A 24,020-nucleotide genomic window follows, 5' to 3' on the forward strand; every position below is an offset into this window, starting at 1 on the left:
GTGTTGATTTACATAATTTTCAGCACTTAGTGAATGTTCGTAATTATTGCAGGATTAGCTTAGCTATCCCTTAATTGAATTTTAAAAAATTAACTCTTCTGTATATAAGTCTCTAATGTTCAGTGTTTTAAGCTGGTTTCTTTATCAAGCTATTGTGCCTTATATCACCCTATAGTCTGTGTTGTGACGGTTATCATCTAAGCCCTGAAAACCTTACTTTGTAAATGCATCCCCAACTATTGAAATAGGAATCATTACTGTTAACCTTAGCGCCATTGTGGGTAAATTATAAAAATAGATATGACCAAAATATTAAAGCTTGTACATAATTGGGTTGGATTTTTTATCAGTTTGATCATGTTAGTGGTGTTAACGACAGGGGTATATTTAGGCGGTGCAGATCTGCTTAAACGTATGGATAATAAGGGGCAAGTTTTTGCTGAGATAAGCAAGAATCTAGATCACGAGCTTAAAGCTGAACTCGCGTCTAAAGCGCTTGATCAATATCCAGATGCGAGCGGCGTAAAACTACCGACTAAGATGTATCCCTATGTCGATGCGCATTCTCGTCAAGGATCTGTATTTCTCGACACAGAATTTAATGAAATAGAAACTCTGGTAAAGAGTAAAGACTCTCTGCAAAGTTGGATGTTCTGGTTCCACCGTAATTTTCAATTAGGGGATGTGGGTAAGCATGCCAATGCGATCAGCGCTATTTTGGCAACAGTTATTATGTTTATCGGCCTATATCTATGGTGGCTGATTCGTAACGGCTTTCGTTGGAAGCATACTTTACCTAAAAATAGTAAAAACAGTGCATTAATTAAGAGCCACATTCAATTGGGGCTTATCTTTTCAATTCCTATGTTAATCATGGCAATTAGTGGCGCTTACATTACCTATGGTGTTAGAACTGCTGCAAGCTTTGATGAAAACCAGCCAAAACTTAGCCAGGCGCTTGCCAATGACTGGGAGTCCCAAATTCTTGCTGCGCAAAAGATATGGCCAGAGTCAGAGCTAGTTTCTGTGTCTAAACCACGTAAACCAGTAGAGGGCAGCTATATCTATTCACTTAACTTTAATGGAGCCAATCCAGTGGGGTTATTACAAGCTGATACGATTCAGATTGACTTGCTTTCAGGTAAACTCGTGACAGCTCAAACCTTTAGCCAAAGGAGTTTTACGAGGCAGTTAAGCTACAGCGCGCGCTTTTTACATGACGGTGCAAGAATGCCAACTTGGTATCTGCTTATGTTAGTTATCAGTTCTATCGTGGGTACAGCTATGGTCTCCTTCGCTTTACTGACTTTTGTCAGAAAGGAGTTTTTAGAACGCAGAGCTAAGAAGGTGAGAAAAGAGACAGCGGTAACAGCTTCGTCATAACCTGAAGTAGTAGCAAGGCCATTTACACATCTAAAAGTGAAATGGCCCTTTAACTAACAACACCATCAATTAAAGAACTCAATCGTTTCGTAAGTAGAGCATCTAGTTAACTCTCGGCGCTCATGCTAGTCACTAGTTTAATAATTCAATCTCTAATACCTGATTTCAAAATGAGTAATGGCTGACTCTTATCCTTGTACTTGTCTTTATTCTCTTAGCTCATGCTCTACCGTCCTACCAAGATTATACTCATATGAAATCGATTAAGAGTCATCATATGTGGACGGTTGAGATGATCGCTGTTGACTATTTTCTAGCAGCTTTTCGAATAGACTTTTTGCTGCTGGCCCTGTTTTTACCCCCTTGGGGAGCGTTAAATGCATAGGGACTTGATAGCGTTCGGCATGTTCTAACTTTAACACTGAGATTTTACTGTCGTCACGGCTTTTTAGTTGATGTGCTGGCATACGGCAAAAGCCAACCCCTTGTTCAACGGCCTCCCAAGCGTGATCAAAGTTATCTAGCGTAATGCGCTGTTGTGCTTTAAGCCAACCTACATCTTGTTTGGAATCACTGCCTAAATCTCTCACTACTATTTGGCAATGGGTGGTAAAGTCCGCCAAACATAATCCCTCTTTTTTGGCCAGTGGGTGGTCCTTAGCTACAACGGCTTGCATAGTCACCATACCAAACGCTTCACAAGGAAAGTTGGTGATAGGTAAAGTAACAATAGAAATATCCGCTTGCTCATCTGTGACCATTGAAGATGTTTTAGATAGTGATGTTTCGACGACTTGAATGGAGGTGTTGCTATTATCTTTTAAAAACGTGGCCATGGGGTGATACAACCAACTTCGGTCGCATAAATGATCGATGGCGACAGTAATTTCAGACTCAATGCCTTTAGCCAATTGTGTACTCATCTCTTCCAGTGCTCTGGCTTGCTCTAACATTGAATCAGCTCGTCGTAGCAGCGATTTCCCGTCATCAGTCAGTACGGCTCTACGGCCTTTTATCTCGACCAAACTAACATCAAGTTGTTGCTCCAGTTTCTTCACTGAATAGATAAGCGTGGTGTGACTCTTGTTAAGGGTTACTGCTGCCGCTTGAATACTGCCGGCACGATCTATCTCATACAAGGTTAACCATTGTTCTAGTGTTGTTTTGAGTCTCATCTGTCAGTTTTTCCCACAGTAATGCGCAATATTATGAACTTTTATGTTCAATCTGTGCAGGTATTATGGCACTTAAGCGAGAGAAGCGAATAAATAATGCTATTCGCCACTCTTAATTCAGACATAAACAGTTGTTGGTGGAAACGTAACATGAAGAAATTACTACAAGTAGATTTTAATTTTACTGGTCCTTATGGTGATGAGATGGCCGAGCAGATGCTTGAGCTGGCAAAGTCCATTAATGAAGAGCCTGGGATGATTTGGAAAATTTGGACTGAAAATGAAGCCTTACAACTTGGTGGTGGGATCTATCTATTTGAAGATGAGTCCAGTGCTCAGGACTATTTAAAAATGCATAGCGCTCGTTTAAAGAAGATGGGCATAGAGAATATTAAAGGTACTGTTTTTGACATAAACACTGCTTTATCGATAGTTAACCAGGCGCCTTTATTGCCAGTTTAACTAGTCGAATTATTTAAGCAGACTTTTAAAGCAGAACCTTAAGTAACAACATAGCTTAAGCAGAAGAATATCAGTTAGTAATAGTGAGTAGGGTAGTATTATGAATAACAGAACATTTTTGACAGTACATGGTGGTATCTACGCGATTTTTGCATTAGCGCTTTTTATTATTCCGGCGCTTATGTGGCCCATGTATGGTGTTGAGATAAACGATCAATACGCATATTTTCTGTCACAACATACTTCGATATTTCTAGGAGGGATTGCTGCCATTAGCTTGTTACTGCGGGACATTGAACCTGGAAATATTGCCAAGAGACTGTTTTTAGCGTTACTCATTTTAAATCTGTTAGGGGTCGTGATCACCACCTATGCAGGACTTACTGGCATATTTAGCGGAATAGGCTGGAGCGACCCGGTGTTTTTTACATTTTTGTCAGTGATGAGCTTGTTGCAGTTTAATAAGCAAAAGGCTTAGCGCCTATGAATTATTACTAAAGATTTAACGAAGAAGTCTTATCTCTAAACAGATCTGGGGACAATTGAAGAATGTGGGAGTATCGTTAACTTTGGCTCAAATTAGCCTTGCAATAGCTTAGGTTAGCCTCACATTCTTCTATTGATGCTATCCACTATACTGAGTGATCGGGATCCATTTGCTGAAATAACATCAACATCTAGATCCCGAACAAGTAAATCCCAGAATAAGCCTAAAGGCAATCCACTAAAATAACTCACTTACAGATAACTATTAATAGATGACCATGCATAGAGATACCGATGACTATCGAAGGATCATCTGGTCGCGCTCTGGTCCTACTGAGACCATTTTAATAGGGACTCCCATGAGCGCCTCGATACTAAGCACATAGTGCTGAGCAGCTTGGGGCAGGCTATCAAAGGTTCTACAAGCGGTAATATCCTCGCTCCAACCTTGCATCTCTTCATAAACAGGTGAAAGGGCAGCGGTTTGAGGCCAGATTGGGTTTTGAGTGTGCTCGCCTTCATAAGATACGCAGATCTTAAGATCTTTCATGCCCGTCAAGCAATCAATCTTAGTCAGTGCAATCTCTGTTGCGGCTTGTAATTCGATTCCATTACGAGTGGCAACGGCATCAAAGTAGCCCATATCACGAGGACGCCCAGTGGTTGCACCATATTCATTAGACGTTTCACGGAAGTTATCTTGCTCTTCCATCGCTGTCACTAAAGTACCAGTTCCTACTGATGAGCTAAATGATTTAGCCACGGCAATGATCCGCTCTGGGCGTAGTGTTGGTAACCCGCTGCCTATTCCTGCATATGCTGCAGTGACGTTTGATGAGGTCGTCCATGGGTATTCCCCATAAACCAAATCTCGGCCAGCGCCAAGCTGTGCTTCAAACAGTAAACTAGCATCATTGTTTTGCATAGCTTTCAAAGGCTCTGTGACGTTACAGATAAATTCACGCCAAGGTGCGGTAACTTCTAATAACCATTCTGTCATCTCTTCAGCGCTTTGGCTGAAATCACAGCTAGGGTAGAGTGCCTTTAATTGAGGCATCTTCCAATCGAGCATAAATTGTATACGCTCAAGTAGCACTTCTGGTTGTTTTAACCAACCAACAAGTATGCCTTTTTTCATTACTCGATCACCATAGGCTGGTGATATCCCTTGTCTGGTAGAGCCATAAGCAGCGTCACCTAGACGCTGCTCCTCAAGGGTATCTTCCAAAGCATGTAATGGCAGACATAAGGTAGCGCGATCTGAAATGTGCAGCTTTACACTCACGCCAGCAGCTTTCACTTCGGCAATCTCTTCGCTTAATGCTGCAGGACTGATGACCATACCAGGACCTAACACCGCAGTGCAGTCAGGGTTGAAGATACCACTTGGAAGTTGATGCAGTTTAAAGGTACCAAAGTCATTGACGACGGTGTGGCCGGCGTTATTACCACCTTGAAAACGAATACTTGCAGCGGCATCTGCTGCTAAAAAGTCAACTATTCGACCTTTTCCTTCATCACCCCAATTAGCACCCACAACAACAATAGACGGCATAGCTCACACTCCTGAATAATTAAGCGACTATGCTAATTGAATATCGTAAATATGGTAAATTAATTATTATTATCAAATCAATAAGGATTTCATATGGGGTAATTTGATATATGATAAGCCCATAAATGATAGTGAGCTAAAACTGACACCAAAAGGTATGATCATGCTAGAACTCAATTGGCTAAAAACATTTGTTACGTTAGCTCAGTACCAACACTTTGGTAAAGCTGCTGCAGCGCTTCATATGACTCAACCAAATGTCAGTTTGCATATCAAACAGTTAGAAAATAATACTCGTGTCAAGTTGATTGAGCGCAACCCTTTTCATTTAACTCAGGCGGGCGAACGTTTACTGCTTACTAGCCAAGAAACGTTAATGGAGCTGCAGATCTGCCAAGGGGATCTCAATGCTATTAATGATCTCAGCCAAGGCACGCTCACCATAGCAGCCAGTGATATTATCTCTCGGTTGCTGTTAATATCTCCCTTTCAGTTGTTCAAAACCCAATTCCCAGGTATCGACTTCTCACTGTTAAATACCACCTCATCTCAGGCATCTGAATTAGTAAAAAGTGCCCAAGCCGACTTAGGCTTTGTTATTGCTCAAAAAGAGAGTCAACCGCTGCACTTCACTGAGCTGCAACAGATCCGCTGGTGTGCACTGGGTGATAACTTAGCCTTATGGCAAAATGCGAAGCAGCAACCCGAACGGGAACTTGAAAGTGAACCGACTCTAATCTTATTAGGCCATGATACTCGCACCCGTGATCTACTCGATTCTGCGCTATCATCACTCGATTTACCTCAGTATCGCATAATGGAAGTGGGCAGTGTTGATGCTCAGATTGATTGGGCAGAAGCAGGTTTTGGTGTCGCAATTGTACCAGATTTTTCAATATCTAGTAAACGAAACTTAAAGACTCAGGTGACGCCGTTACCTGAATTCCCAACGACTAGCCTTGGTTATATCGTGCGGCAAAACCAGATATTATCTAAAGCGATCAAGCAGCTATTAAAATGGGTGGATGAGGAGATCATCCGTTCGCAAAATAGGTAAAAGGAATAAGGGCACTATGCTTGGGAGCTTAGATGATAACCTGCGGTTTTGTAGAGCAGAGATGGCGACCTTCGGTCTTGGAGAGCCAAGATGATGGCCGATGGCCTAGTGAAGCTAAGGTATCGTCATCCTGAACTTGTTTCAGGATCCAGCTTTTGAACATACAAGAATGGATTCCGGCTAAAGGCACGCCGGAATGACAGCCTATTCATATCCTATTCCTGAACTAAAGACAGGTCATTGTGAACGTGCTTCAGATACAAAAATGCCGCTGACTTACTATTAAGTTGGCGGCATTTATTGCTATCGGTATTGATTCATTTTCAGCTTCGAACTGTCCAAGCCGCTAATGGTGATAGCAAGTATTACGCGGTGCCTTTTGCTAAGGCTTCAGCTGTGCTGGCAAGGTACTCATCAAATGTACCGTGGAAGCTAACTAGCTTTTGATCTTTTACATCAATAATGTGAGTTGCCAATGAAGATACAAACTCTCTGTCATGGCTGACGAAAAGTAGGGTACCTTCAAATAGTTTAAGCGCATTGTTTAGTGCTTCAATGGCTTCCATGTCCATGTGGTTTGTTGGCTCATCCATCACTAGCACGTTGATGTCTTGCATCATTAACTTGCCAAATAACAGACGGTTTTTCTCGCCACCTGAGCAGTTTTTGGCTTTCTTGTTGGCATCGTCTTCGGTAAAGAGTAGGCGACCTAGCATACCGCGAACCATTAGGTCATTGTGCTTAGGTGTACGCCACTGAGACATCCAATCAAATAATGACAGATCATTGTCGAAATCTTTGCTGCTGTCTTGCGGGCAGTAACCAATCGCGGCATTTTCAGACCACTTGATGGTACCTTCATTATTAGCAAGCTCGTTGACTAAACAGCGAAGCAGGGTAGTTTTACCAACACCGTTCTCACCGATAACGGCAAGCTTAGCACCAGCTTCAAGAATCAAATCGCCACCAGAGAAAAGGGTCTCTCCATCAAAGCCGTGACCGAGTTCTTCGATGACAAGCGCTTGCCTGTGCATCTTTTTGCTTTCATCAAAACGCAGAGAGGGTGTCATACGGCTTGATGACTTTACATCATCAAGACTGATTTTCTCGAGCTTTTTAGCACGCGAGCTTGCTTGCTTCGCTTTAGAAGCATTCGCACCAAAGCGGTTTACAAAGTCTTGTAGCTCAGCCATTTCGGCGCTCTTCTTTGCATTACCGGCTAATAGCTGTTCTTGAATAAGACCAGAAGCTTCTAGGAAGTATTCGTAGTTACCAGGGTAGATACGCAGTTCGCCGTAATCAATATCCGCCATATGAGTACAGACTGAGTTAAGGAAGTGTCTGTCGTGGGAGATGATGATCATGGTGCATTTACGTTGATTAAGCTCACCCGCTAACCATGAGATAGTATGAATATCCAAGTTGTTGGTTGGCTCATCAAGCAGCAAGATATCAGGGTTTGAAAAAAGTGCTTGAGCGAGTAATACCCTTAATTTCCAACCTGGAGCGACTTGCTCCATAAGTCCGAAGTGAAAGTTCTCTTCGATACCCGCTTCAAGTAAAATCTCGCCAGCGCGACTCTCGGCACTGTAGCCGTCCATTTCAGCGAATTCACTTTCGAGTTCCGCAACCTTCATGCCGTCCTCTTCGCTCATCTCTGGCAATGAGTAGATACGGTCACGTTCTTGTTTGACTTCCCACAGTTTCGCATCACCCATGATCACAGTATCAACAACACTGTATTGCTCAAAGGCAAACTGATCTTGACTCAAAGTACCGACTTTTAAGCCCGGTGTGATTGAGACATTGCCTGAACTTGGTGCTAGTACGCCACTAAGGATTTTCATAAATGTGGATTTACCACAACCGTTTGCACCAATAAGGCCATAACGATTGCCGTGACCAAATTTAGCTGAAATGTTTTCAAACAAAGGCTCAGCGCCAAACTGCATGGTGATATTGTTCGTACTAATGATAACGGCGATCCTCGGGGTAAATAGCGGAATAAATGAGCTTTAAAAGCAGCGCGGCAGTATACAGAATTTAAGAAAAATAAGATAGGAGAAACTGGTTTAGGTTAACGCTAACTCAACAACATTATTTTGGCTAAACGTTATCTATCACGTGTTTATAAGATAGAGGCCTGAACTTTAACCTACATTACACCTTCCAAAATGGTTCAAGGGATATGAATGTATCAGGCACTGCTTACAGCAATAAAGATAAAGTGGTTACCCCGACACATCGTGAAAAAAATGCAGTTTCTAACAAAGATTTTGGCACCGTGATGTTTACGGTGGGTTACCGATTCTAATTTCTTAGGCTATTGTCAATCAGTGACTTGATAAGCATAAGGTCGCCATCTTCTGACGGCCTTTTTATTCTCATTTACTGACACTGTTACGACCAAGATGTTTTGCTCGATACAGTGCTTCATCAGCACGGGCAACTAAGCTTTTGGTATCATCTGTCACTTGAAATTCAGCAATACCAATACTCACCGTGAACTTAACAATATTGTCCTTATCGTTAGTCACATTTAAATGCTCAATTTTTTTTCTCACTCTTTCAGCACTGTCTTTTGCTTGAGCTAAGTTGGTATTTGGTAATAATGCAATAAACTCCTCTCCGCCATACCTTGCTAATAGATCAACTTCTCTTAAAACACCACTTGCGGCCTTTGAAAACTGTTTAAGCACTTCGTCACCAAATAAATGACCATGGTTATCATTGAGTAGTTTGAAGTTATCTAGATCTAACATAAGTATAGAGAAACACATATTAAACCTTTTAAACTGCAAACTCATATTATCGAGTTGTTGGTTAAAGTAGGTTCTGTTTTTTAAGCCGGTTAAATTATCAGTGTTTGCTTGTAAGGTAAGTTTATCTATAAGCGCCAATCGATTTGAAATGTCTCTGATAATAGCGGTGAACTCTAGCTCTCCTTCTACGACTATCTTAGAGATGCTTATTTCAGCTGGAAATTCAACACCGCTTTTTTTAACGCCAGTGATTAATACACGATCGCTTCTATTTCTACTTAATATGTTAGATTTAGAAAACTGATGAATATAGCCAGCATGTGCATTGCGATATTTTTCTGGCATTAAACAGGTAACAAATCGGCCCAGTACTTCACTTGCTTGATACTCAAACATACGTTCTGCTGCATGATTAAAAAGTGTAATTCTCTGCTCTGTGTCAATGCTGATAATGCCATCATAGGCCGTGTCAATGACTGAGCTAAAGCGGGAGTTTTCAGTTTGAAACTCATCATGGGTTTCATTGATATGAATACCTATAATCATGACTCGCTTGGGTTTAGTTGTAGCATCTTCCATGGGATTTAAAAACAACCGCCACCAAGGGGCTTGTTTTGATTGACCAAAACTACGTTCAATCTCTATTGCTTCATGTAACTGAAATACGGCGGGCAGGTAAGTGCTAAACAGCTCAGCTGCAGCAGCTGATACTAATGCACTGAGTAGGCAAGGTTTAGGGATTTTTGTTGATTCTTGCCCCAGCATTTGAAGGAAAAGCTGATTGTAAGCCACGACTCGATATTGTTGTTTGGTGTCGCACTCAACAATAGCCACACTCGCAGCTATGTCATCAACCAGTTTTTGTAATGCCTCTGCAGTTTGAGCCATCTGTAACGTTCTGTCTTTTCATCGCATTAATTAAGTTTAGTTGTAAATAGTGCTTATGAGACAAACTTGTATCTAAAGGTATTCAACTTAACGCTTGCCTGTGGCATCTCAGGTACCTTTTGTGCATATTTACCCTAAAAAATGCATAGAGGTTAAAAATATCTCGGGGTTATATTTTTAAAACTGCATAAGTCGTGCATAACCAGTGAAAGTGAGTACAGGCTGTGAATCACAGCTATTGTGCGATCTGTTAGTTAAAGTTAACTGTTTTTTTAGGTTTAAAAACCACATTTAAAGTAATATGGTTTTTAAAATTTTACATAAGGAGCAAATGTGAAAATCCCTAACAGTGACAGGTTAACCTTTCAGTTTATGACCCGTAACGATGCAGATGCCTTGTTTGAGCTTGATCAAGACACTGAAGTAATGAAGTTTATCAATGGCGGTAAAATGACAAGCATGGAGGATATTTTGTCAGTATCGCTCCCAAGACTTGAAAGTTATGCTGACGAGACTGAAGGCTGGGGAATTTGGAAAGTATCATTAAAAACGCCGTGTGATGATTTTAGTAGTGACTATTTAGGTTGGGTACTGGTGCGGCCGATGGACTTTTTTACAGACCAACCTCAATACCATAATTTAGAGCTAGGTTGGCGTTTTAAGCGAGCGACATGGGGTAAAGGGTTTGGCACAGAGGCCGCTAAGGCTGTGATGGAAGCTGTGAGTGCAGATGAAAAAATTACCACAGTCTCTGCTTTAGCAATAGAGAATAACCATGGCTCCATCAATATAATGAAAAAGCTAGGGATGACATTTTTAAAGAAAGAAGTACACCGAGACCCCCTTGGTGATATGGAGTTAGTATTTTATCAAAAAGTGTTATAACCATAATTAAAGTGATTTATGCCGGTTTTTTACACATAAATCGGCATAAATCAACAAATCATACTTTCTGTTTATCTCTTAGCTTGCCTTCTAGTAACTCTTTATATTTTCATTTATGAACTCAAAGAGTTAATAAGATAATGGTTAAGTGATGAATTTGTGAGGGGCTTAATCAAACAAATAGTTAATAAAACTCCATCACTTTTTTTAATCTTGTCGTTTACTGATTTGCATTTTTTATAAAATAAACTCTTTTCAAAATTCCAGATTTTTTATTTAGTTGAACATAAGCCGTAAATATAATTTTACGCAGGTTAACTCTCCCGACGCAACAAACTCTTTATCTAATATTGTACTTATTTATTAATAAACTAGGTTAACTCTGCCCCTGAGGCATTAATTAATATAAATGGAGTTAAACCATGTATAAGAAACATTTGATAGCAATAGCAGTTACCACAGGATTGGCATCAACTGCTATTCAAGCACAAGAGTATCAAGCACAGATGATTGAGGTCGAACAATCACGTGCTATTAAAGATACCTATATCGTTGTTTTTAACACGCCAAGTGTACTTAACCTTTCAGATGGCCTTTCAATTAAAAGTTATGCGCAGCAACAAGGTGAACAGTTAACGAATCGGTTTGGTGTGCGTATTAAAAAACACTTTGGTAGCGCATTAAATGGTGTTGTGGTAAATGGAAGCAAAGCAGACATTAACAAGATACTCAATGACCCCAATGTTAAGTATGTTGAGCAAGATCAAATGATGTCTATTAGTCCGTTAGCAAGTAATCCAGGCGATCAAGGTAGCCCGACTTGGGGTTTAGATAGAAGCGATCAACGTGATCTGCCTTTAGATGGTAACTACCATTATGATTTTGATGGTGCTGGTGTAACGGCGTATGTGATCGATACCGGGGTACTCAATAGCCATAACGAGTTTGGTGGCCGCGCTGTCAGTGGTTATGATTTTATTGATAATGACAGTGACGCAACAGATTGTAATGGTCATGGTACCCATGTTGCCGGTACGATTGCAGGTTCAAGTTACGGTATCGCTAAAAATGCCAATGTCGTTGGAGTACGCGTGCTCAGTTGTAGCGGCTCAGGCAGTAACTCAGGGGTGATTGCCGGTATCAACTGGGTAAAAGATAATGCTCAGGGGCCATCGGTTGCCAATATGAGCTTAGGGGGAGGGGCATCACAAGCTACTGATGATGCGGTAAATGCAGCCGTTGCTTCAGGGATAACCTTTGTTGTTGCTGCTGGTAATGATAACACCAATGCCTGTAACTACTCGCCTGCACGGGCTGCAGACGCAATTACAGTAGGCTCTACAGCTAGCAATGATAGTCGTTCTAGTTTTTCAAACTATGGTACTTGTTTAGATATTTACGCGCCAGGTTCAGGTATTACCTCCGCGTGGTACACGTCAAACTCCGCCACTAACACTATCAGTGGCACCTCTATGGCGTCTCCCCATGTTGCTGGTGTAGCCGCACTGTATCTTGATGAATCACCTTCTCTTACACCAGCTCAAGTTGATGCGTTGCTTTCAAGTCGAGCTACAGCAGGGAAAGTCACAGATGCCAAAACGGGCTCGCCCAATGAGCTGCTTTTCGCGCTTGATGGTGCAGGTGGTGGATGTGGCAATAACTGCCCAGTAGAAGAAACTGAGTTGACTAATAATCAAGGGGTCGGCGCAAGTGGCGTGACAGGTTCTGAAACGGGTTACTTTATCGATGTACCTGCAGGTATGAGTACGTTAGCAGTAAATCTTGCTGGCGGTAGTGGCGATGCAGATCTCTATCTACAGCAAGGCAGCATGCCGACACAAAGTAGCTATCAATGTCGTCCCTATGAAAGTGGCAACAATGAATCTTGTAGCATCAATAACCCAGCTGAGGGTAAATGGTATGTGATGTTACATGGGTATAGTAGCTACGCTGATACGACACTGACCGCAAGCTATTCTAGTGGCGGTGGAGGCGGTAGCTGTACCGGTACTAACTGTTTAGAAAATGGCGTAGCAGTCACTAATATCAGTGGCGCTAAAAATTCTGAATCAGCTTATCAAGTCTATGTGTCTGCCGGCTCTCAGCTCTCTGTGGTGACAACAGGTGGCAGTGGTGATGCCGATCTCTATGTAAAAGCAGGGAGTGCGCCTTCGACAGCCAGTTATGATTGTCGCCCTTATAAAAACGGTAATGAGGAGAGCTGCTCAATTACTGTTAGCCAATCTGGTATGTACCATATCATGCTAAGAGGTTATCGCGCGTACTCAGGCCTTACGCTAACAGCTAGCTTTTAAGTTTATTGCTAACTGTGAATAAATCAAGTAATGATAAAGCCCTATAAATTAGGGCTTTTTATACTGTTACGCGTTTATTCAAGGGATTTGTTGGGCCTAATAATTAGCATCTAACCTCATAGCAAGCAGTACAAATTTTGCCAAAATGTCTATTACTCTGTTTACTCCCATCGGTTTTGTGTAAAATTCGCTTCAATTATCAAGATAGTAACTCAATGAGCATTAATGCAGCCTCAAGCCGATCCATTTATCGTCCCTAAATGTCATGAAGAGATTGAAATCCTGTTCAAGGACGAGCATATACTTGTGATCAATAAGCCAAGCGGTTTGTTGAGTTTATCGGGAAAGCATCCACTTAATATAGATTCTGTTCATCATCGCCTAGTGAAGGACTTTCCAACTTGTACCTTGATCCACAGGCTAGACTTTGGCACATCCGGTGTCATGTTGCTTGCCATGAATAAGCAAGTTAACGCCTTATTATGCAAGCAGTTTAGCGAACGTAGAGTTGCTAAACGCTACACCGCTTTATTGCATGGCAAACTTAAGTTAAATGAAGGGATTGTTGATGCTGCTATTGCTAAAGATATCGATAACTTTCCGCTAATGAAGATTTGCCAAGACACAGGCAAGCCAGCTCGCTCTAAGTTTCGTGTGTTAGCGCATTTCACTCAATCTCCTAATGATAAGTTTTATGTCGATGATGTTAGAGCGGGTAGCAGGCAAGTGACGCGTGTTGAGTATGAGCCTGTTACTGGACGTACTCATCAGCTGAGGTTACACAGCCAACATCTTGGTCACTCTATTTTAGGTTGTGACCTTTACTCGCCTGATGAAACTTTTTTTATGGCTAGTCGATTAATGTTACATGCTCAAGAGTTAACATTTGAGCACCCAATCAGCTTAACGCCTATGGTAATAAAGTGTAACAGTCCGTTTTGATACTTATAGCAACTTAACTTTCACTACTGCTCACCACCAAAAAGTAACCTACTGATTTTGCACGATTAATTGAGTGAGCTTCATCAGCCAGAGTTTTTTATTTGTGATAAAACCTCAAAAAACTCTTATCAAACCATTATGAATGAGCAGCGCTTTCGTAAATCAGCCAAGATACGCTAGCGCTGAATGTATTAGCTTTGTTAATATTGCGCAACTTGTTGTTAAGCCTAGGCAGTCGAAGCACTCGAGTGCGAGTTTATTGAGTGTGCACTTTCGACTGAGCTTCATCTTTTTGGGGTTAACTTCATCTCAAGTTTTTCAAATCGTCAAATTTAAACAGCGCTAACAATAATAAAGGAATAGATATGTATCGAGTTATGGCCACTGGCTTAGTAACTGTTTCTCTGCTTGGAGCAGGTGAGTTACAAGCAAATCAATTTGTATTGAGTAAACATGCAAAACCAATTTCACAGGCTGTAAGCTTAGCGCTGGATCCCTATCAGGATAGTTTCTCTGGTAGTACTGACATTAAGATCCAAGTTGTTGAGAAAACGAAAGTTATTCAGTTAAACGGTGTTGATTATACCGCAACTAACATTCAACTATCTGGCGAACAGTCCTGTGATATGACCGCTAAAATGCTAGATACAGGCATTGTCAATTTGATATGTGATACCGACATTACGCCAGGTACTTACCAACTTCACTTGGATTTTACCGCACCGTATAATCGTCAAGCTGTAGGTCTATATAAGACAATAGATGCAGGCCAGCCCTATTTATTTACTCAGTTTGAAATGAGTGACGCGCGCAGAAGCTTTCCTGTCTTTGATGAGCCTGAATATAAGATCCCGTTTCAAGTCACCATAACATCCCCAAGTACCGAGCAAGTGTTTAGTAATACGCCGGTAGTCAGCAAACAAGTGAGTGGGGACCAAACAACGCATGTTTTTGCTCAAACAAAACCGCTCCCTTCGTATTTAGTGGCATATGCCATTGGTCAGTTTGAATCAATTAAAGTAGAAGGGATGAAGATCCCTGGTAAAGTCATTACGACCAAAGGTAAAATCGGTTTAGCTAATTATGCCGCCAATGAGATGCCTGCGATCCTTGAACGTTTAGAGTCTTACTTTGGAGTTGATTACCCCTATAAAAAATTAGATTCTGTTGCGCTACCTGAGTTTCCGTTTGGCGCCATGGAGAATGCGGGTTTAGTAACATATCGTGAAGACATTTTACTGCTCGATGAAAGTACAGCTAATCAAAATACCAAACGTACTTCAGTATCAGTCGTCGCCCATGAACTGGCTCATCAGTGGTATGGCAATCTCGTCACCATGCAGTGGTGGAACGATCTCTGGTTAAACGAAGCATTTGCAAGTTGGATGGCCGCTAAGGTCACTCATGAACTTCATCCAGAGTTTGAGTCACATCTTAGATTGTCTAAAAATCGTGTTATGAGTATGGATGCACGTTTATCGACTAAGCCAATTCGTAAACCGATAAAAACAGAAGCGGATATCATGGATGGCCTCGGTCTCGCTTATAGCAAAGGTTCAGCCGTGTTATCTATGGTTGAAAATTGGATTGGTGAAGAGGAGTTTAAGCAAGGGATCCGTCAATATATTAAAGATAACGCATTTCAGAATACTACCGCAGATGACCTCTGGTCTGCGCTTTCTAAAGCGTCAGGTAAAGATGTCGGCAAAGTGTTAAGTACCTTTATTGAACAATCTTCCTATCCACTCATCAAGGTTAAGGTTAATGGTAAAACGTTAGATCTTTCTCAAGAGCGATTTGTATATTCAGGTAGTGAGGCGCCAGCACAACAATGGGTTGTCCCAGTATCTATCAAGTATGGTAAAGATGAGCGACAGATCACTCAAACCGTATTGTTAGATAGTAAAACAAAGCAAGTCACGCTTGAGTTTGAACCAGATTGGATCTATCCAGATGCGGAAGCTATGGGTTATTACCGTTGGTTATTAGATGACAAGCAGCTATCGAATTTGCTTAAAAATGCAAAAGCGGCGTTGACAGATAGAGAGCGTAAAGCGTTAATTTCATCAGCTGATGCGCTGCTTGATGGCGGTTTTATCACTGCAGGTGAACTCCTATCTCTTTTAGGAGAGTTTGTAGATGATGCGCATCCTCAAATTGTTTCATCGGCTTTGTCTTATTTACAGATCCAAAAAGATACCTTTATAGATGAATCTAATCGTGCTGAATGGGCAACATTTATTAGTGGGAAAGCGCAAAACGCGATAACTAAATATGGCAGTGTTGCTGTTGATGGTGAAAGTGCTGCGATCAGTAAACTAAGACCGAGTCTGATTTCTATTTTGGCATTTGAAGCTAAAGATAAAACGGTTATCAATGCCGCTAAACAAGCAAGTTTAGATTATCTTAATGAGAGTAAGCACTTTGATGCTTACTTGATTGGCACTCAACTCCAAATAGCTGTTTTCTATGGTGATAATAAGCTTATAAAGCAATTTAAAAATAAATTTGAGACCACTAAAAACCCGCAAATGCGCACAAAACTAATGTACGCATTAGGCTATGCAGCAGAGCCTAAAGCACAAAAAGCGATGCTAGATTATAGTTTAACGGATAAGTTAAATTCGCCAGATTTAAACTACATCATGTACGGTCAATCTTATACACCAGCAAGAAAAGCATTATTTAGAGATTGGCTGTATGCAAATTACCCAGCAGTGAAAGCTAAATTACCCCCATTTTCTGTTGCTAAATTGCCCAATTATACGGGCAGTGGCTGTGATGTTAAGGCCCTTGAGCGAACCAATGATTTCTTTACGCCTAAACTTTCAAGCTCGCCAGAGTTTAAACGTTCGTTAGCTAAGCTAAATGAGCAAGTGGGTAACTGTGTCAAACTTAAAAATAGAGAGCAGGCAAGTGTCGATGCTTTCTTGCAGAAGCTATAAGACTAATTTAGTGGGTTAATTAAAACCTGTGGTTTTTTTGAAAAACTCAGCGTTTCAACCTGTTCGATAATCTAAAAAAGCGAAGCTATCTAGCTTCGCTTTTTTATCTCTATCTGTTTAATTAGTATACATTTTGTTCTATCTTAACTTTCTTAAATGGCAATACTTACCAGTAAAAAATCAATTCATGATAAAGTGGTGTAACCATTTTATAGGAGATGTATTTACTCTATCAACCAGAAGATAAAATGAGATTAATATAGTCTGATTAATCTTTAGGCTTTAAATAATGCCTTAATGAACGAGGGTCGGTATGACCTGTTCGACCCATGATATACAGATGGTCTTTATCATTTTCATGTAGCTGAGTAACACAGCCGCTGCGCAAACTATGTGCGCCATAAAGATCTGAACTTAAGCCCGCTTTATGACAATACTTTCTAATGATTTGGTAAATATCATCACCGCGTAAAAAACCACTATTTTTTTGAACACCTGCATCCTGATCAAGGTCAGATTTTGCTTGAAAGTAGGGGCGTAGGCTTTCGCCATCACGTGACAGTGAACGAAAAAGATGTCCCTGTTTAATTTGTGATTCATCAAGCCAGAGCTTTACCGCTGACATGGCAGAAAATGGTTCGGCCTCAGGCAGATCTTTCCATTCTTTATGACCTTGTTGATTACTTTTAGAGTAAGCGAGTCGTACTTTGAGTTTATTACGTAAAAAATTAACGTGACTAACTTGAATGCTCGCGAGTTCTGAACGCCGAAAACCTCCCTGAAACCCAAGTTGAATTATCGCCTTATCCCTGGCTTTTGTTAATGTCTGCTTTTGGTTATCAATCGTCTGGATCAGCAGTTCAAGCTCATCATATAAAATAGGCTGTTGATCATAATCGCTAGTGACTCTTAACTGATTTCGACTCAAGCCTCTCATAACACGAAGCACTAATGGGTGTTCGGTAGGAGAATGAAAACCTGCCTGAATATGAAAAAATCGGATCGCAGCAAGCCTAGTCGTTAATGTTTGCTTAGACAGCTGCGCGCCTGTTTTTTGATTAATCAGCTCTTTTTGCTGACCAATAAAAGAGATGACTGAGCGGGGATCTGCCGGCAGGGTATTTAATCCATGTTGCTCGCAATATCGGCTAAAGATATTAAAGCTTGTTTGGTAAGCACGGCGTGTATTGTAAGAGATCTCATACTGAGTTTCACTCGCTGCACTTTTGAAGTCATCTAAGATAGAGATAGGTAGGGCTTGCTCTTCAAAAAACAGATTGTCTTCAGTTAGCTTTTGCTGGTGGCCATTATTTGAAACAAACGAATTTGGCAGATGTTGAGTTAACTTAGACATATTTATTCAAGAACCTTAATACCAATGTAATGTTCGTTTGTAGCAAGGATGCAGCTTTTTATAAGCCACAAATTATATCTAAATGGCATCACAGCTACCAGTGATAATCGTCATTATCACTGGTAGAAATTAACAGAAAGAGTATTAGAATAAATATCACACAGAAATAGTACTTATTGGTTTAATTATTAAACAAGTAAGTGTGACCGGGTATACTAAATGATTTTGTCATCTGAAAAATGTTTTTTTAATGGAATTGGCTTTTTTAGCAAGGGGTGAAAAAGATTGTCAGTTCAGGCAAAGCTCGATAACTTAACTGCATGTTTAATCGCCAATAAAATCAAAACACGTCATTAATAATGGTTGCACCATACTATTGAAGTAAGGGAGTTTGCTGGTACAATGTCGTCAATTATTGATGGGGTAAAGCAAGATTTTAGGCTGTCCAATTCGAATACACCGTTAAGCGAAATTGATAGAAGTTGATACTTGATGTATTTATCAGTAAAAATTCTACGGAGAAAATATGAGTTTGAAATACCCTTGGGTCTACCATGGTGAAGCACCAAAAGCTGGACGGAAACTCTTGTTGCTTGAAGAGTCTGAGTTAACCGTTTCACTGCCGTTGATCTTTAGAATTGTTCACCCAAGTGAACTTGATTTACGAAAAGATTGGTTTTCAGATTTAATTATCGAAATGGATAAAAGTGATAACCCAGAATATATAATTTTAATGGAGCGTTTACAGCAAGTGACCTTGAACAGAAAAAAACAAGGTACAGCTTTAACCCAATCACTCACGCTATTGAACCAGCAGCTAAATCTATACTTTAGCGATTATGGTTGGCGTATGGTTCGTAAAGAGTTATCACAAATAAAAAAACGTCAAAAAAAATCGCATATTGAACTTAGCAATGATCTGATAGTGAAAATAAAAATGTATATGGAAAAGGAGAGGTTTGATAGTTTTGATCAGGCTATTGATAATTTACTGACTGAAGCTGAGGCGATAAAAAAAGAAGCTGAAAATTGTTAGTGCTTTTTGGTCTGGCTTTAGTTAATCGAGCAAAATTGATTTATTATCAATATTGCTCGGAAGCTTTATGTCCCATCGGTTAAGCTCATATTCACTAAAAACAAATTGTCCCCGTGAGGGCGTTGAGATTGAGGGGAGCGTGCCTGTTGCAAAAAATTGATTCGCTTTGTTAGCCGCTTCGATTCCTTGTTGAGTACCACTGATCGTAAGCCCACCAATCGCTTTTCCCTTACCGATTGAATAGGACCAAAAAGCAAACATAGGAACAGTGCTATTTTGGCTCGTCCATTCACTCACCTCATCTAAGCTAATGTTATTACCTGATTTATCACTTAAAGCCGCATAGTTCGCCACTATAATAGCGTCATATTGTTGATCTTTTGATTCAGTTACCGATACTTTCCAGTCTACAAAATTCTTCTGTAATTTAATATCAATCTGAGTGCCTGCAATATTTTGATTAAACTTGTCATCAAAAGACGTTTCTAAAATTGCATAAGAGGTGGGGTTTGAATCCATTAACACTTTGATTTTACTTATATCAGGTAATATAGATTTGAGCATCATAACTGAGCGTTTAAGTAAGGGTCGCTCAAGTGCGCCACTTACTTTTTTATTGAGCTTAATATAGTGTCTAGGATTGGCATTGATACCTAAAAATATAACTGGGATATTAGCGTGATTTATCTTACTGCCAAGTAATTTTAACGCGTTATCGTCGGCAATCACCAATAGCTTAGGCTGTTCCTCGGAAATTAACTGCCAAGTTTCATCAGCAATTTTATCAAACTCTTCAAGTTTTTTGCGTTTAGTATCCATGTGATACTCACGAATACTATTACTTTTAATGGTGGCTAAAAATCCATCTCGATACTCCTTTACCCACGGGTAATCAAGATGATAGCTATGAACGAATACAATATCAGACGCCATTACTTCTGTAGATAGTGCAGAGAGCAGTAATGTAAGTATTGTTTTATTCATTTAAATAACCATCAGTAGTTAATACCAATCTGTATAAAGGCGCTTCTTAAACATAATTTATATCACGAATTAGCTGGACGAATGAATCAATTTGAAAATGAACTCAAATGCTTGGTTAGTTTGAATGTTTGTTAGGAAAGAAGAGAGCCGTGATTTCGTAAGGTATGTGTCCTATGACACGTTTGGCTTAATGCCGATTTACGTTTATCCGTTAGCTCTCTTGTTACAAAGCTTAGTCGAGATTAGTGCAAATTGAAATTTATGCTCAATAAAAACTATTCGTCAGATACCTATGAGTCCCTTTGTTTGTCTATGTTTTGTCTTATTCATGAAAGCTTTTTTGCTTTAGCTATTCACTTTACAAGTGTATCTTATCTCGTCAGTAAATGTTAGGCGATGATTTGAGACTGGCTATTACTTGCACCGCCATCGAACGACTAAATTCATTATTCTTTTTATGATCAGGTGACCAGCCAAGGATAAACCGATGAAAATCTGCCCAAGCTATTGAAAACAGACGTGACCATTCATTTTCAACTTCGCTAGCATCAATATTGTTTTTATGGCGTTGTAAAGCGGTATGTAAGGCTGAGAAATAGTAACTACAAAGTGCTTTATGTGAAGCTTCACACTCTTTATCTGTTAAACAACTGCCAATAAAGTAGACGAGGTCACGCATGCCACATCCACCACCTACATACTGGAAGTCGACTGCAGCGACTTGCGTAGAGTCTGTGTTGAAGCAAAAATTGGCAACTTTTGCATCACCATGTATTAGCGTCTTAAAGCGTGTGGAGTTAAGAGATTTATCTAGTAGAGGTGCTAGCCGTTTTATCTCACTGCTGGGCATGGCTTTATATTCGTCTTGTCGTGTTTCTAAATGCCAGTAACAACCCTTATCCCACAAGCCTTGTGGCCAATCTGCAGAAGGTGAGTCTTGCATAAATTTTCCATGAAAATTTGCTAACCACTTAATACACACTTTGGCTTGGGCGAGTGTTAAGGCTTGATGGCGGATGGGAAAGCCATGGAGGTCAAGATCGCTCAGCAAAATGGTATTAGATTTGTTAGCATCAAATGCTGAACCGTGAACTGACGCGGTTTTGAAGTTTAACACTTTGATATCAGGTGCTATTTCAGGTTGACCTGCAAGAACATCAATCTTATCTGTATTTTGAACTTGAATGAATTGTGGAATGTCATTTGCCAAGATACCAAAACAAGTTGGGACAGCGCAGCTTACCTCACAAAGGCTTGACCAGTACTGATACCAATTCGCTTCAACTTGATAAGAGATAAGTTTTCTAACATGTGATGTCTTCGTGCTCCAACCTCTTGGGTGCGAAGCATCAAGTATCTCTGTTGGTGGTAAAATATGTTTTACAATTATACTGTTAGGGCAGTTATCCTCACTGATTGAATAACGAACTATCTCCCCATAACCACTCCACAGTGCTTGTACTGTATGAGTGGCTTCTAGGCTATCGCATGCCATTGTTTGCTTTATAAACGTCTCTGTATTCAAGGTAAATCCAGCTTTTTTGGAGATAATAACTTAATTAGACCCTAAATTGTGATATTTGATTGTTGAGCTGTTCAGTTTGCTGGCCCGTATTTGTGATTGAGTCATTAACATGAAGTATTTGCTCAACACTTTCTTGTGCTTTATCACTGATTTTAATGATGTTTTCACTTACTTCTTGAGCGGTAGTATTCTGTTGATTAATAGCACTGGCTATTTCGTTGGTTTGAACTTGAAACTGGCCTAGAACTTGAGCGATGTTCTCAAAAACTTGAGTAATATCATTGCTATGAACTTTACTATTATTAGCTTCATTTTGACTCGTATCCATCACACTTACCGCCTTTGAGGCACTTGTTTGTAATTTTATAATAATGTCTTGAATACTGGCTGTAGACTCTTGAGTCTTAGATGCTAAAGAGCGTACTTCATCGGCGACAACAGCAAAACCACGGCCTTGTTCGCCCGCTCTTGCTGCTTCAATCGCAGCGTTTAAAGCCAGTAAGTTAGTTTGCTCTGCAATGGTTCGTATCACCTCTAGCACTGCTGAAATATTAAGGGCTTCTTTCTCTAACCCTTTAACAACCATTGAAGCGTCATTAATCTGCTCTACTAACTGCTCAATTCCTGCTACCGACTTGGCAACGACCAGCATACCTTCGTCAACGTTTTGCCCTGTTTGTTTAGCTAACTCATGCACCGCTTGCGCTCGACTAGCAACATGCTCGGAAGTCTGGGCCATTTCAGTTGCTGCTGCGACGACTGTACCTATTGCTTGTTTTTGACCATTAATATATTCCTGCGACAGTTCGATAGCCGTCTGTGCCGTAGAAGTTTCTAGCTTCAGGCCTGTCGCTGAATCCCTTGTACCATGAATGATTACTTGCAGTTGTGAAACAAAATTATTGAACGCGTTTGCAAGCACACCGAGTTCATCTTGTCGAGTTAAGGTTATTCTACGAGTAAGATCGGCTTGACCTGACGCTATATTTTCAAGGCCATGTACTAGAGTTTGCAGTGGTGCCAGTTGCCATCGACTATAAAAGGTTATCACGAGTATCATCAGTGCAAGTATGATAAAAGCCCTGACAGCTTCTTCTAGCTGGGCTGCATTGACTGGTGTTGAGATGGCGCTTTCAGGTAGCATTATGGCAACTTGCCAATCAAGGTATGGAGATTTAATTTTGATTGGCTGACTAAAAACCAGATATTGTTCTCCATGCCAGGTAACCTTTGCACCACGGACAGTGTCATTAAGCATAGCGGTTTGTAACTGTGCAAAACCTTGTGCCCCTGAATAATGCTTGTCTACATCTGCAATTTTGAGTTTGCTGCCTGTAAACTTACCCATATCAGGGAAGGCTACCGCAGTACCTTGTTCTGTCATCAGAAACGATTCACCAAGACCATTAATTTTCGCTATTTTCATCAGTTCCTGCGTAAACTCAGTCATTTGAATATCCATGCCGATACTGCCAATGAGTTTATTATTTCGATAAAGAGGTTCACGCATGGCAAGAGCAAGGCGGCCTGACAGATCCCGTTGAGGATCTTCAATATAGGAACGATTTTGGCGTAATAGATCGTCCCACCATGGGCGCTTAGACACGTTATAGTCATTCTCCAGGTAGCGGCCAAATTTATCAAAATACTCATTGGTGACCGCTGAGGAGAAGTAGGGGGTGACGATTAACGGATCGTTATCTGAGACTGATTTAATGTACTCAAGTAAGGTAACAATTGCTTGGTTATCTTCATAGCTTGCAGCCCTAATTTTTAGGCTTTCAATAGCATCTAACGTCGTTGGGTTCATAAAAAGCATGTCGGATTGTAATTTCTTCGTTTCTAAAATCCCGCTTAGTTGGGTTTTTACTCGCTCTAGCGCTAGCGTAACTTCTCTTTGGTAATACGCATTAGTGGTTTCTGTAACACGCTGAATATTCAACATCCCATTGATGAGTGTGATTATAAACAGTGCAATAGACAAACCTAAAGTGAGCTGGGCAACGAGGGAGCGCTTAATGAAAGTGAGCATATAATGACTCTATTATTATCTTTTAGGTATATTGTATACACATTATTGTGTTTGATTTCTAGCCTAATGCCTTAAAGAGTTAAACGTAATAGAGATGTATGATGCAAAGCTGGGGTTATATATAACTAAAAGGTTTAGGTTTTATGGAGATGAAAGCTGATATAATGCTTTAACACAACGTTTTAAATGACAAGCGTTATAATTATTAGATGAATTGTGTTTGGTAAAAAAGTT

At 40.4% G+C, this 24,020-nt stretch carries 18 protein-coding genes; 10 read left to right on the forward strand and 8 right to left on the reverse strand.

Features of this window, described 5'->3' with window-relative positions:
- Window positions 1-300 precede the first annotated feature (300 nt).
- Entirely contained in the window at window positions 301-1,383 is a 1,083-nt protein-coding gene (locus BM736_RS10125) for a PepSY domain-containing protein (protein WP_076411500.1), read from the forward strand.
- 263 nt (window positions 1,384-1,646) lie between these two features.
- Here BM736_RS10125 and BM736_RS10130 read toward each other — a convergent pair whose 3' ends face one another.
- Window positions 1,647-2,558 (reverse strand): LysR family transcriptional regulator, encoded by a 912-nt coding sequence (locus BM736_RS10130; protein ID WP_076411502.1) that lies wholly within the window; start codon window positions 2,556-2,558, stop codon window positions 1,647-1,649.
- A 150-nt stretch (window positions 2,559-2,708) separates the two neighbouring features.
- On the opposite strand from BM736_RS10130, the gene BM736_RS10135 reads away from it, so the two are divergent.
- The gene (locus BM736_RS10135; RefSeq protein ID WP_076411504.1) at window positions 2,709-3,020 is read left to right on the forward strand and encodes a monooxygenase; all 312 of its coding nucleotides are present in this window, start codon (window positions 2,709-2,711) and stop codon (window positions 3,018-3,020) included.
- Window positions 3,021-3,120: 100 nt separating this feature from the next.
- Window positions 3,121-3,498, forward strand: a complete 378-nt coding sequence (locus BM736_RS10140; protein WP_076411506.1) for a hypothetical protein — start codon at window positions 3,121-3,123, stop codon at window positions 3,496-3,498.
- A 306-nt stretch (window positions 3,499-3,804) separates the two neighbouring features.
- On the opposite strand, the gene BM736_RS10145 is transcribed toward BM736_RS10140, so the two are convergent.
- The gene (locus BM736_RS10145; RefSeq protein WP_076411508.1) at window positions 3,805-5,061 is read right to left on the reverse strand and encodes an adenylosuccinate synthase; all 1,257 of its coding nucleotides are present in this window, start codon (window positions 5,059-5,061) and stop codon (window positions 3,805-3,807) included.
- Window positions 5,062-5,224: 163 nt separating this feature from the next.
- On the opposite strand from BM736_RS10145, the gene BM736_RS10150 reads away from it, so the two are divergent.
- Complete coding sequence (locus BM736_RS10150; RefSeq protein ID WP_076411799.1) at window positions 5,225-6,118, forward strand: LysR family transcriptional regulator; 894 nt, start codon at window positions 5,225-5,227, stop codon at window positions 6,116-6,118.
- Window positions 6,119-6,483: 365 nt separating this feature from the next.
- Here the strand turns inward: BM736_RS10150 and BM736_RS10155 are convergent, their stop codons facing one another.
- On the reverse strand, window positions 6,484-8,094 hold the full coding sequence (locus BM736_RS10155) for an ABC-F family ATPase (protein WP_076411510.1): 1,611 nt from the start codon (window positions 8,092-8,094) through the stop codon (window positions 6,484-6,486).
- A gap of 212 nt (window positions 8,095-8,306) precedes the next feature.
- Here BM736_RS10155 and BM736_RS25410 point away from each other — a divergent pair, with 212 nt between their 5' ends.
- On the forward strand, window positions 8,307-8,432 hold the full coding sequence (locus BM736_RS25410; RefSeq protein WP_256717779.1) for a hypothetical protein: 126 nt from the start codon (window positions 8,307-8,309) through the stop codon (window positions 8,430-8,432).
- Window positions 8,433-8,502: 70 nt separating this feature from the next.
- Here BM736_RS25410 and BM736_RS10160 read toward each other — a convergent pair whose 3' ends face one another.
- On the reverse strand, window positions 8,503-9,768 hold the full coding sequence (locus BM736_RS10160) for a sensor domain-containing diguanylate cyclase (RefSeq protein ID WP_076411512.1): 1,266 nt from the start codon (window positions 9,766-9,768) through the stop codon (window positions 8,503-8,505).
- Window positions 9,769-10,101: 333 nt separating this feature from the next.
- Here BM736_RS10160 and BM736_RS10165 point away from each other — a divergent pair, with 333 nt between their 5' ends.
- The 4 genes from BM736_RS10165 to BM736_RS10180 all read left to right on the forward strand — a co-directional run bounded on the left by BM736_RS10165 (window position 10,102) and on the right by BM736_RS10180 (window position 16,855).
- The gene (locus BM736_RS10165; protein WP_076411514.1) at window positions 10,102-10,653 is read left to right on the forward strand and encodes a GNAT family N-acetyltransferase; all 552 of its coding nucleotides are present in this window, start codon (window positions 10,102-10,104) and stop codon (window positions 10,651-10,653) included.
- Window positions 10,654-11,075: 422 nt separating this feature from the next.
- Window positions 11,076-12,968 (forward strand): S8 family serine peptidase, encoded by a 1,893-nt coding sequence (locus BM736_RS10170; protein ID WP_076411515.1) that lies wholly within the window; start codon window positions 11,076-11,078, stop codon window positions 12,966-12,968.
- A gap of 225 nt (window positions 12,969-13,193) precedes the next feature.
- The gene (locus tag BM736_RS10175; RefSeq protein WP_076411517.1) at window positions 13,194-13,910 is read left to right on the forward strand and encodes an RluA family pseudouridine synthase; all 717 of its coding nucleotides are present in this window, start codon (window positions 13,194-13,196) and stop codon (window positions 13,908-13,910) included.
- 365 nt (window positions 13,911-14,275) lie between these two features.
- On the forward strand, window positions 14,276-16,855 hold the full coding sequence (locus tag BM736_RS10180; RefSeq protein WP_083700035.1) for a M1 family metallopeptidase: 2,580 nt from the start codon (window positions 14,276-14,278) through the stop codon (window positions 16,853-16,855).
- A gap of 268 nt (window positions 16,856-17,123) precedes the next feature.
- On the opposite strand, the gene BM736_RS10185 is transcribed toward BM736_RS10180, so the two are convergent.
- Window positions 17,124-18,209 carry a tyrosine-type recombinase/integrase gene (locus tag BM736_RS10185; protein WP_076411519.1) on the reverse strand — a complete coding sequence of 362 codons (1,086 nt, stop codon included), beginning with the start codon at window positions 18,207-18,209 and terminating at the stop codon, window positions 17,124-17,126.
- 526 nt (window positions 18,210-18,735) lie between these two features.
- Between BM736_RS10185 and BM736_RS10190 the strand changes: the two genes are divergently transcribed.
- Window positions 18,736-19,245 (forward strand): hypothetical protein, encoded by a 510-nt coding sequence (locus BM736_RS10190; RefSeq protein WP_076411520.1) that lies wholly within the window; start codon window positions 18,736-18,738, stop codon window positions 19,243-19,245.
- 21 nt (window positions 19,246-19,266) lie between these two features.
- On the opposite strand, the gene BM736_RS10195 is transcribed toward BM736_RS10190, so the two are convergent.
- The 3 genes from BM736_RS10195 to BM736_RS10205 all read right to left on the reverse strand — a co-directional run bounded on the left by BM736_RS10195 (window position 19,267) and on the right by BM736_RS10205 (window position 23,786).
- Complete coding sequence (locus BM736_RS10195; RefSeq protein WP_076411522.1) at window positions 19,267-20,229, reverse strand: ABC transporter substrate-binding protein; 963 nt, start codon at window positions 20,227-20,229, stop codon at window positions 19,267-19,269.
- 379 nt (window positions 20,230-20,608) lie between these two features.
- Window positions 20,609-21,754: an ecdysteroid 22-kinase family protein gene (locus BM736_RS10200; RefSeq protein WP_256717780.1), complete on the reverse strand. Its 1,146-nt coding sequence runs from the start codon at window positions 21,752-21,754 to the stop codon at window positions 20,609-20,611.
- Window positions 21,755-21,788: 34 nt separating this feature from the next.
- Window positions 21,789-23,786: a methyl-accepting chemotaxis protein gene (locus BM736_RS10205; RefSeq protein WP_076411526.1), complete on the reverse strand. Its 1,998-nt coding sequence runs from the start codon at window positions 23,784-23,786 to the stop codon at window positions 21,789-21,791.
- Between the last annotated feature and the right edge of the window lie 234 nt (window positions 23,787-24,020).

It is taken from the genome of Shewanella sp. UCD-KL12, assembly GCF_001957125.1.
GTDB lineage: Bacteria > Pseudomonadota > Gammaproteobacteria > Enterobacterales > Shewanellaceae > Shewanella.

What these genes read in the sequence shown, in the direction of transcription:
- BM736_RS10175 (WP_076411517.1), top strand. Translation starts at nt 13,194, where the DNA reads ATGCAGCCTCAAGCCGATCCATTTATCGTCCCTAAATGTCATGAAGAG.
- BM736_RS10150 (WP_076411799.1), top strand. Translation starts at nt 5,225, where the DNA reads ATGCTAGAACTCAATTGGCTAAAAACATTTGTTACGTTAGCTCAGTAC.
- BM736_RS10145 (WP_076411508.1), bottom strand. Translation starts at nt 5,061, where the DNA reads ATGCCGTCTATTGTTGTTGTGGGTGCTAATTGGGGTGATGAAGGAAAA.
- BM736_RS10190 (WP_076411520.1), top strand. Translation starts at nt 18,736, where the DNA reads ATGAGTTTGAAATACCCTTGGGTCTACCATGGTGAAGCACCAAAAGCT.
- BM736_RS10140 (WP_076411506.1), top strand. Translation starts at nt 3,121, where the DNA reads ATGAATAACAGAACATTTTTGACAGTACATGGTGGTATCTACGCGATT.
- BM736_RS10130 (WP_076411502.1), bottom strand. Translation starts at nt 2,558, where the DNA reads ATGAGACTCAAAACAACACTAGAACAATGGTTAACCTTGTATGAGATA.
- BM736_RS10160 (WP_076411512.1), bottom strand. Translation starts at nt 9,768, where the DNA reads ATGGCTCAAACTGCAGAGGCATTACAAAAACTGGTTGATGACATAGCT.
- BM736_RS10125 (WP_076411500.1), top strand. Translation starts at nt 301, where the DNA reads ATGACCAAAATATTAAAGCTTGTACATAATTGGGTTGGATTTTTTATC.
- BM736_RS10185 (WP_076411519.1), bottom strand. Translation starts at nt 18,209, where the DNA reads ATGTCTAAGTTAACTCAACATCTGCCAAATTCGTTTGTTTCAAATAAT.
- BM736_RS10135 (WP_076411504.1), top strand. Translation starts at nt 2,709, where the DNA reads ATGAAGAAATTACTACAAGTAGATTTTAATTTTACTGGTCCTTATGGT.
- BM736_RS10205 (WP_076411526.1), bottom strand. Translation starts at nt 23,786, where the DNA reads ATGCTCACTTTCATTAAGCGCTCCCTCGTTGCCCAGCTCACTTTAGGT.
- BM736_RS10170 (WP_076411515.1), top strand. Translation starts at nt 11,076, where the DNA reads ATGTATAAGAAACATTTGATAGCAATAGCAGTTACCACAGGATTGGCA.
- BM736_RS10180 (WP_083700035.1), top strand. Translation starts at nt 14,276, where the DNA reads ATGTATCGAGTTATGGCCACTGGCTTAGTAACTGTTTCTCTGCTTGGA.
- BM736_RS25410 (WP_256717779.1), top strand. Translation starts at nt 8,307, where the DNA reads ATGAATGTATCAGGCACTGCTTACAGCAATAAAGATAAAGTGGTTACC.
- BM736_RS10195 (WP_076411522.1), bottom strand. Translation starts at nt 20,229, where the DNA reads ATGAATAAAACAATACTTACATTACTGCTCTCTGCACTATCTACAGAA.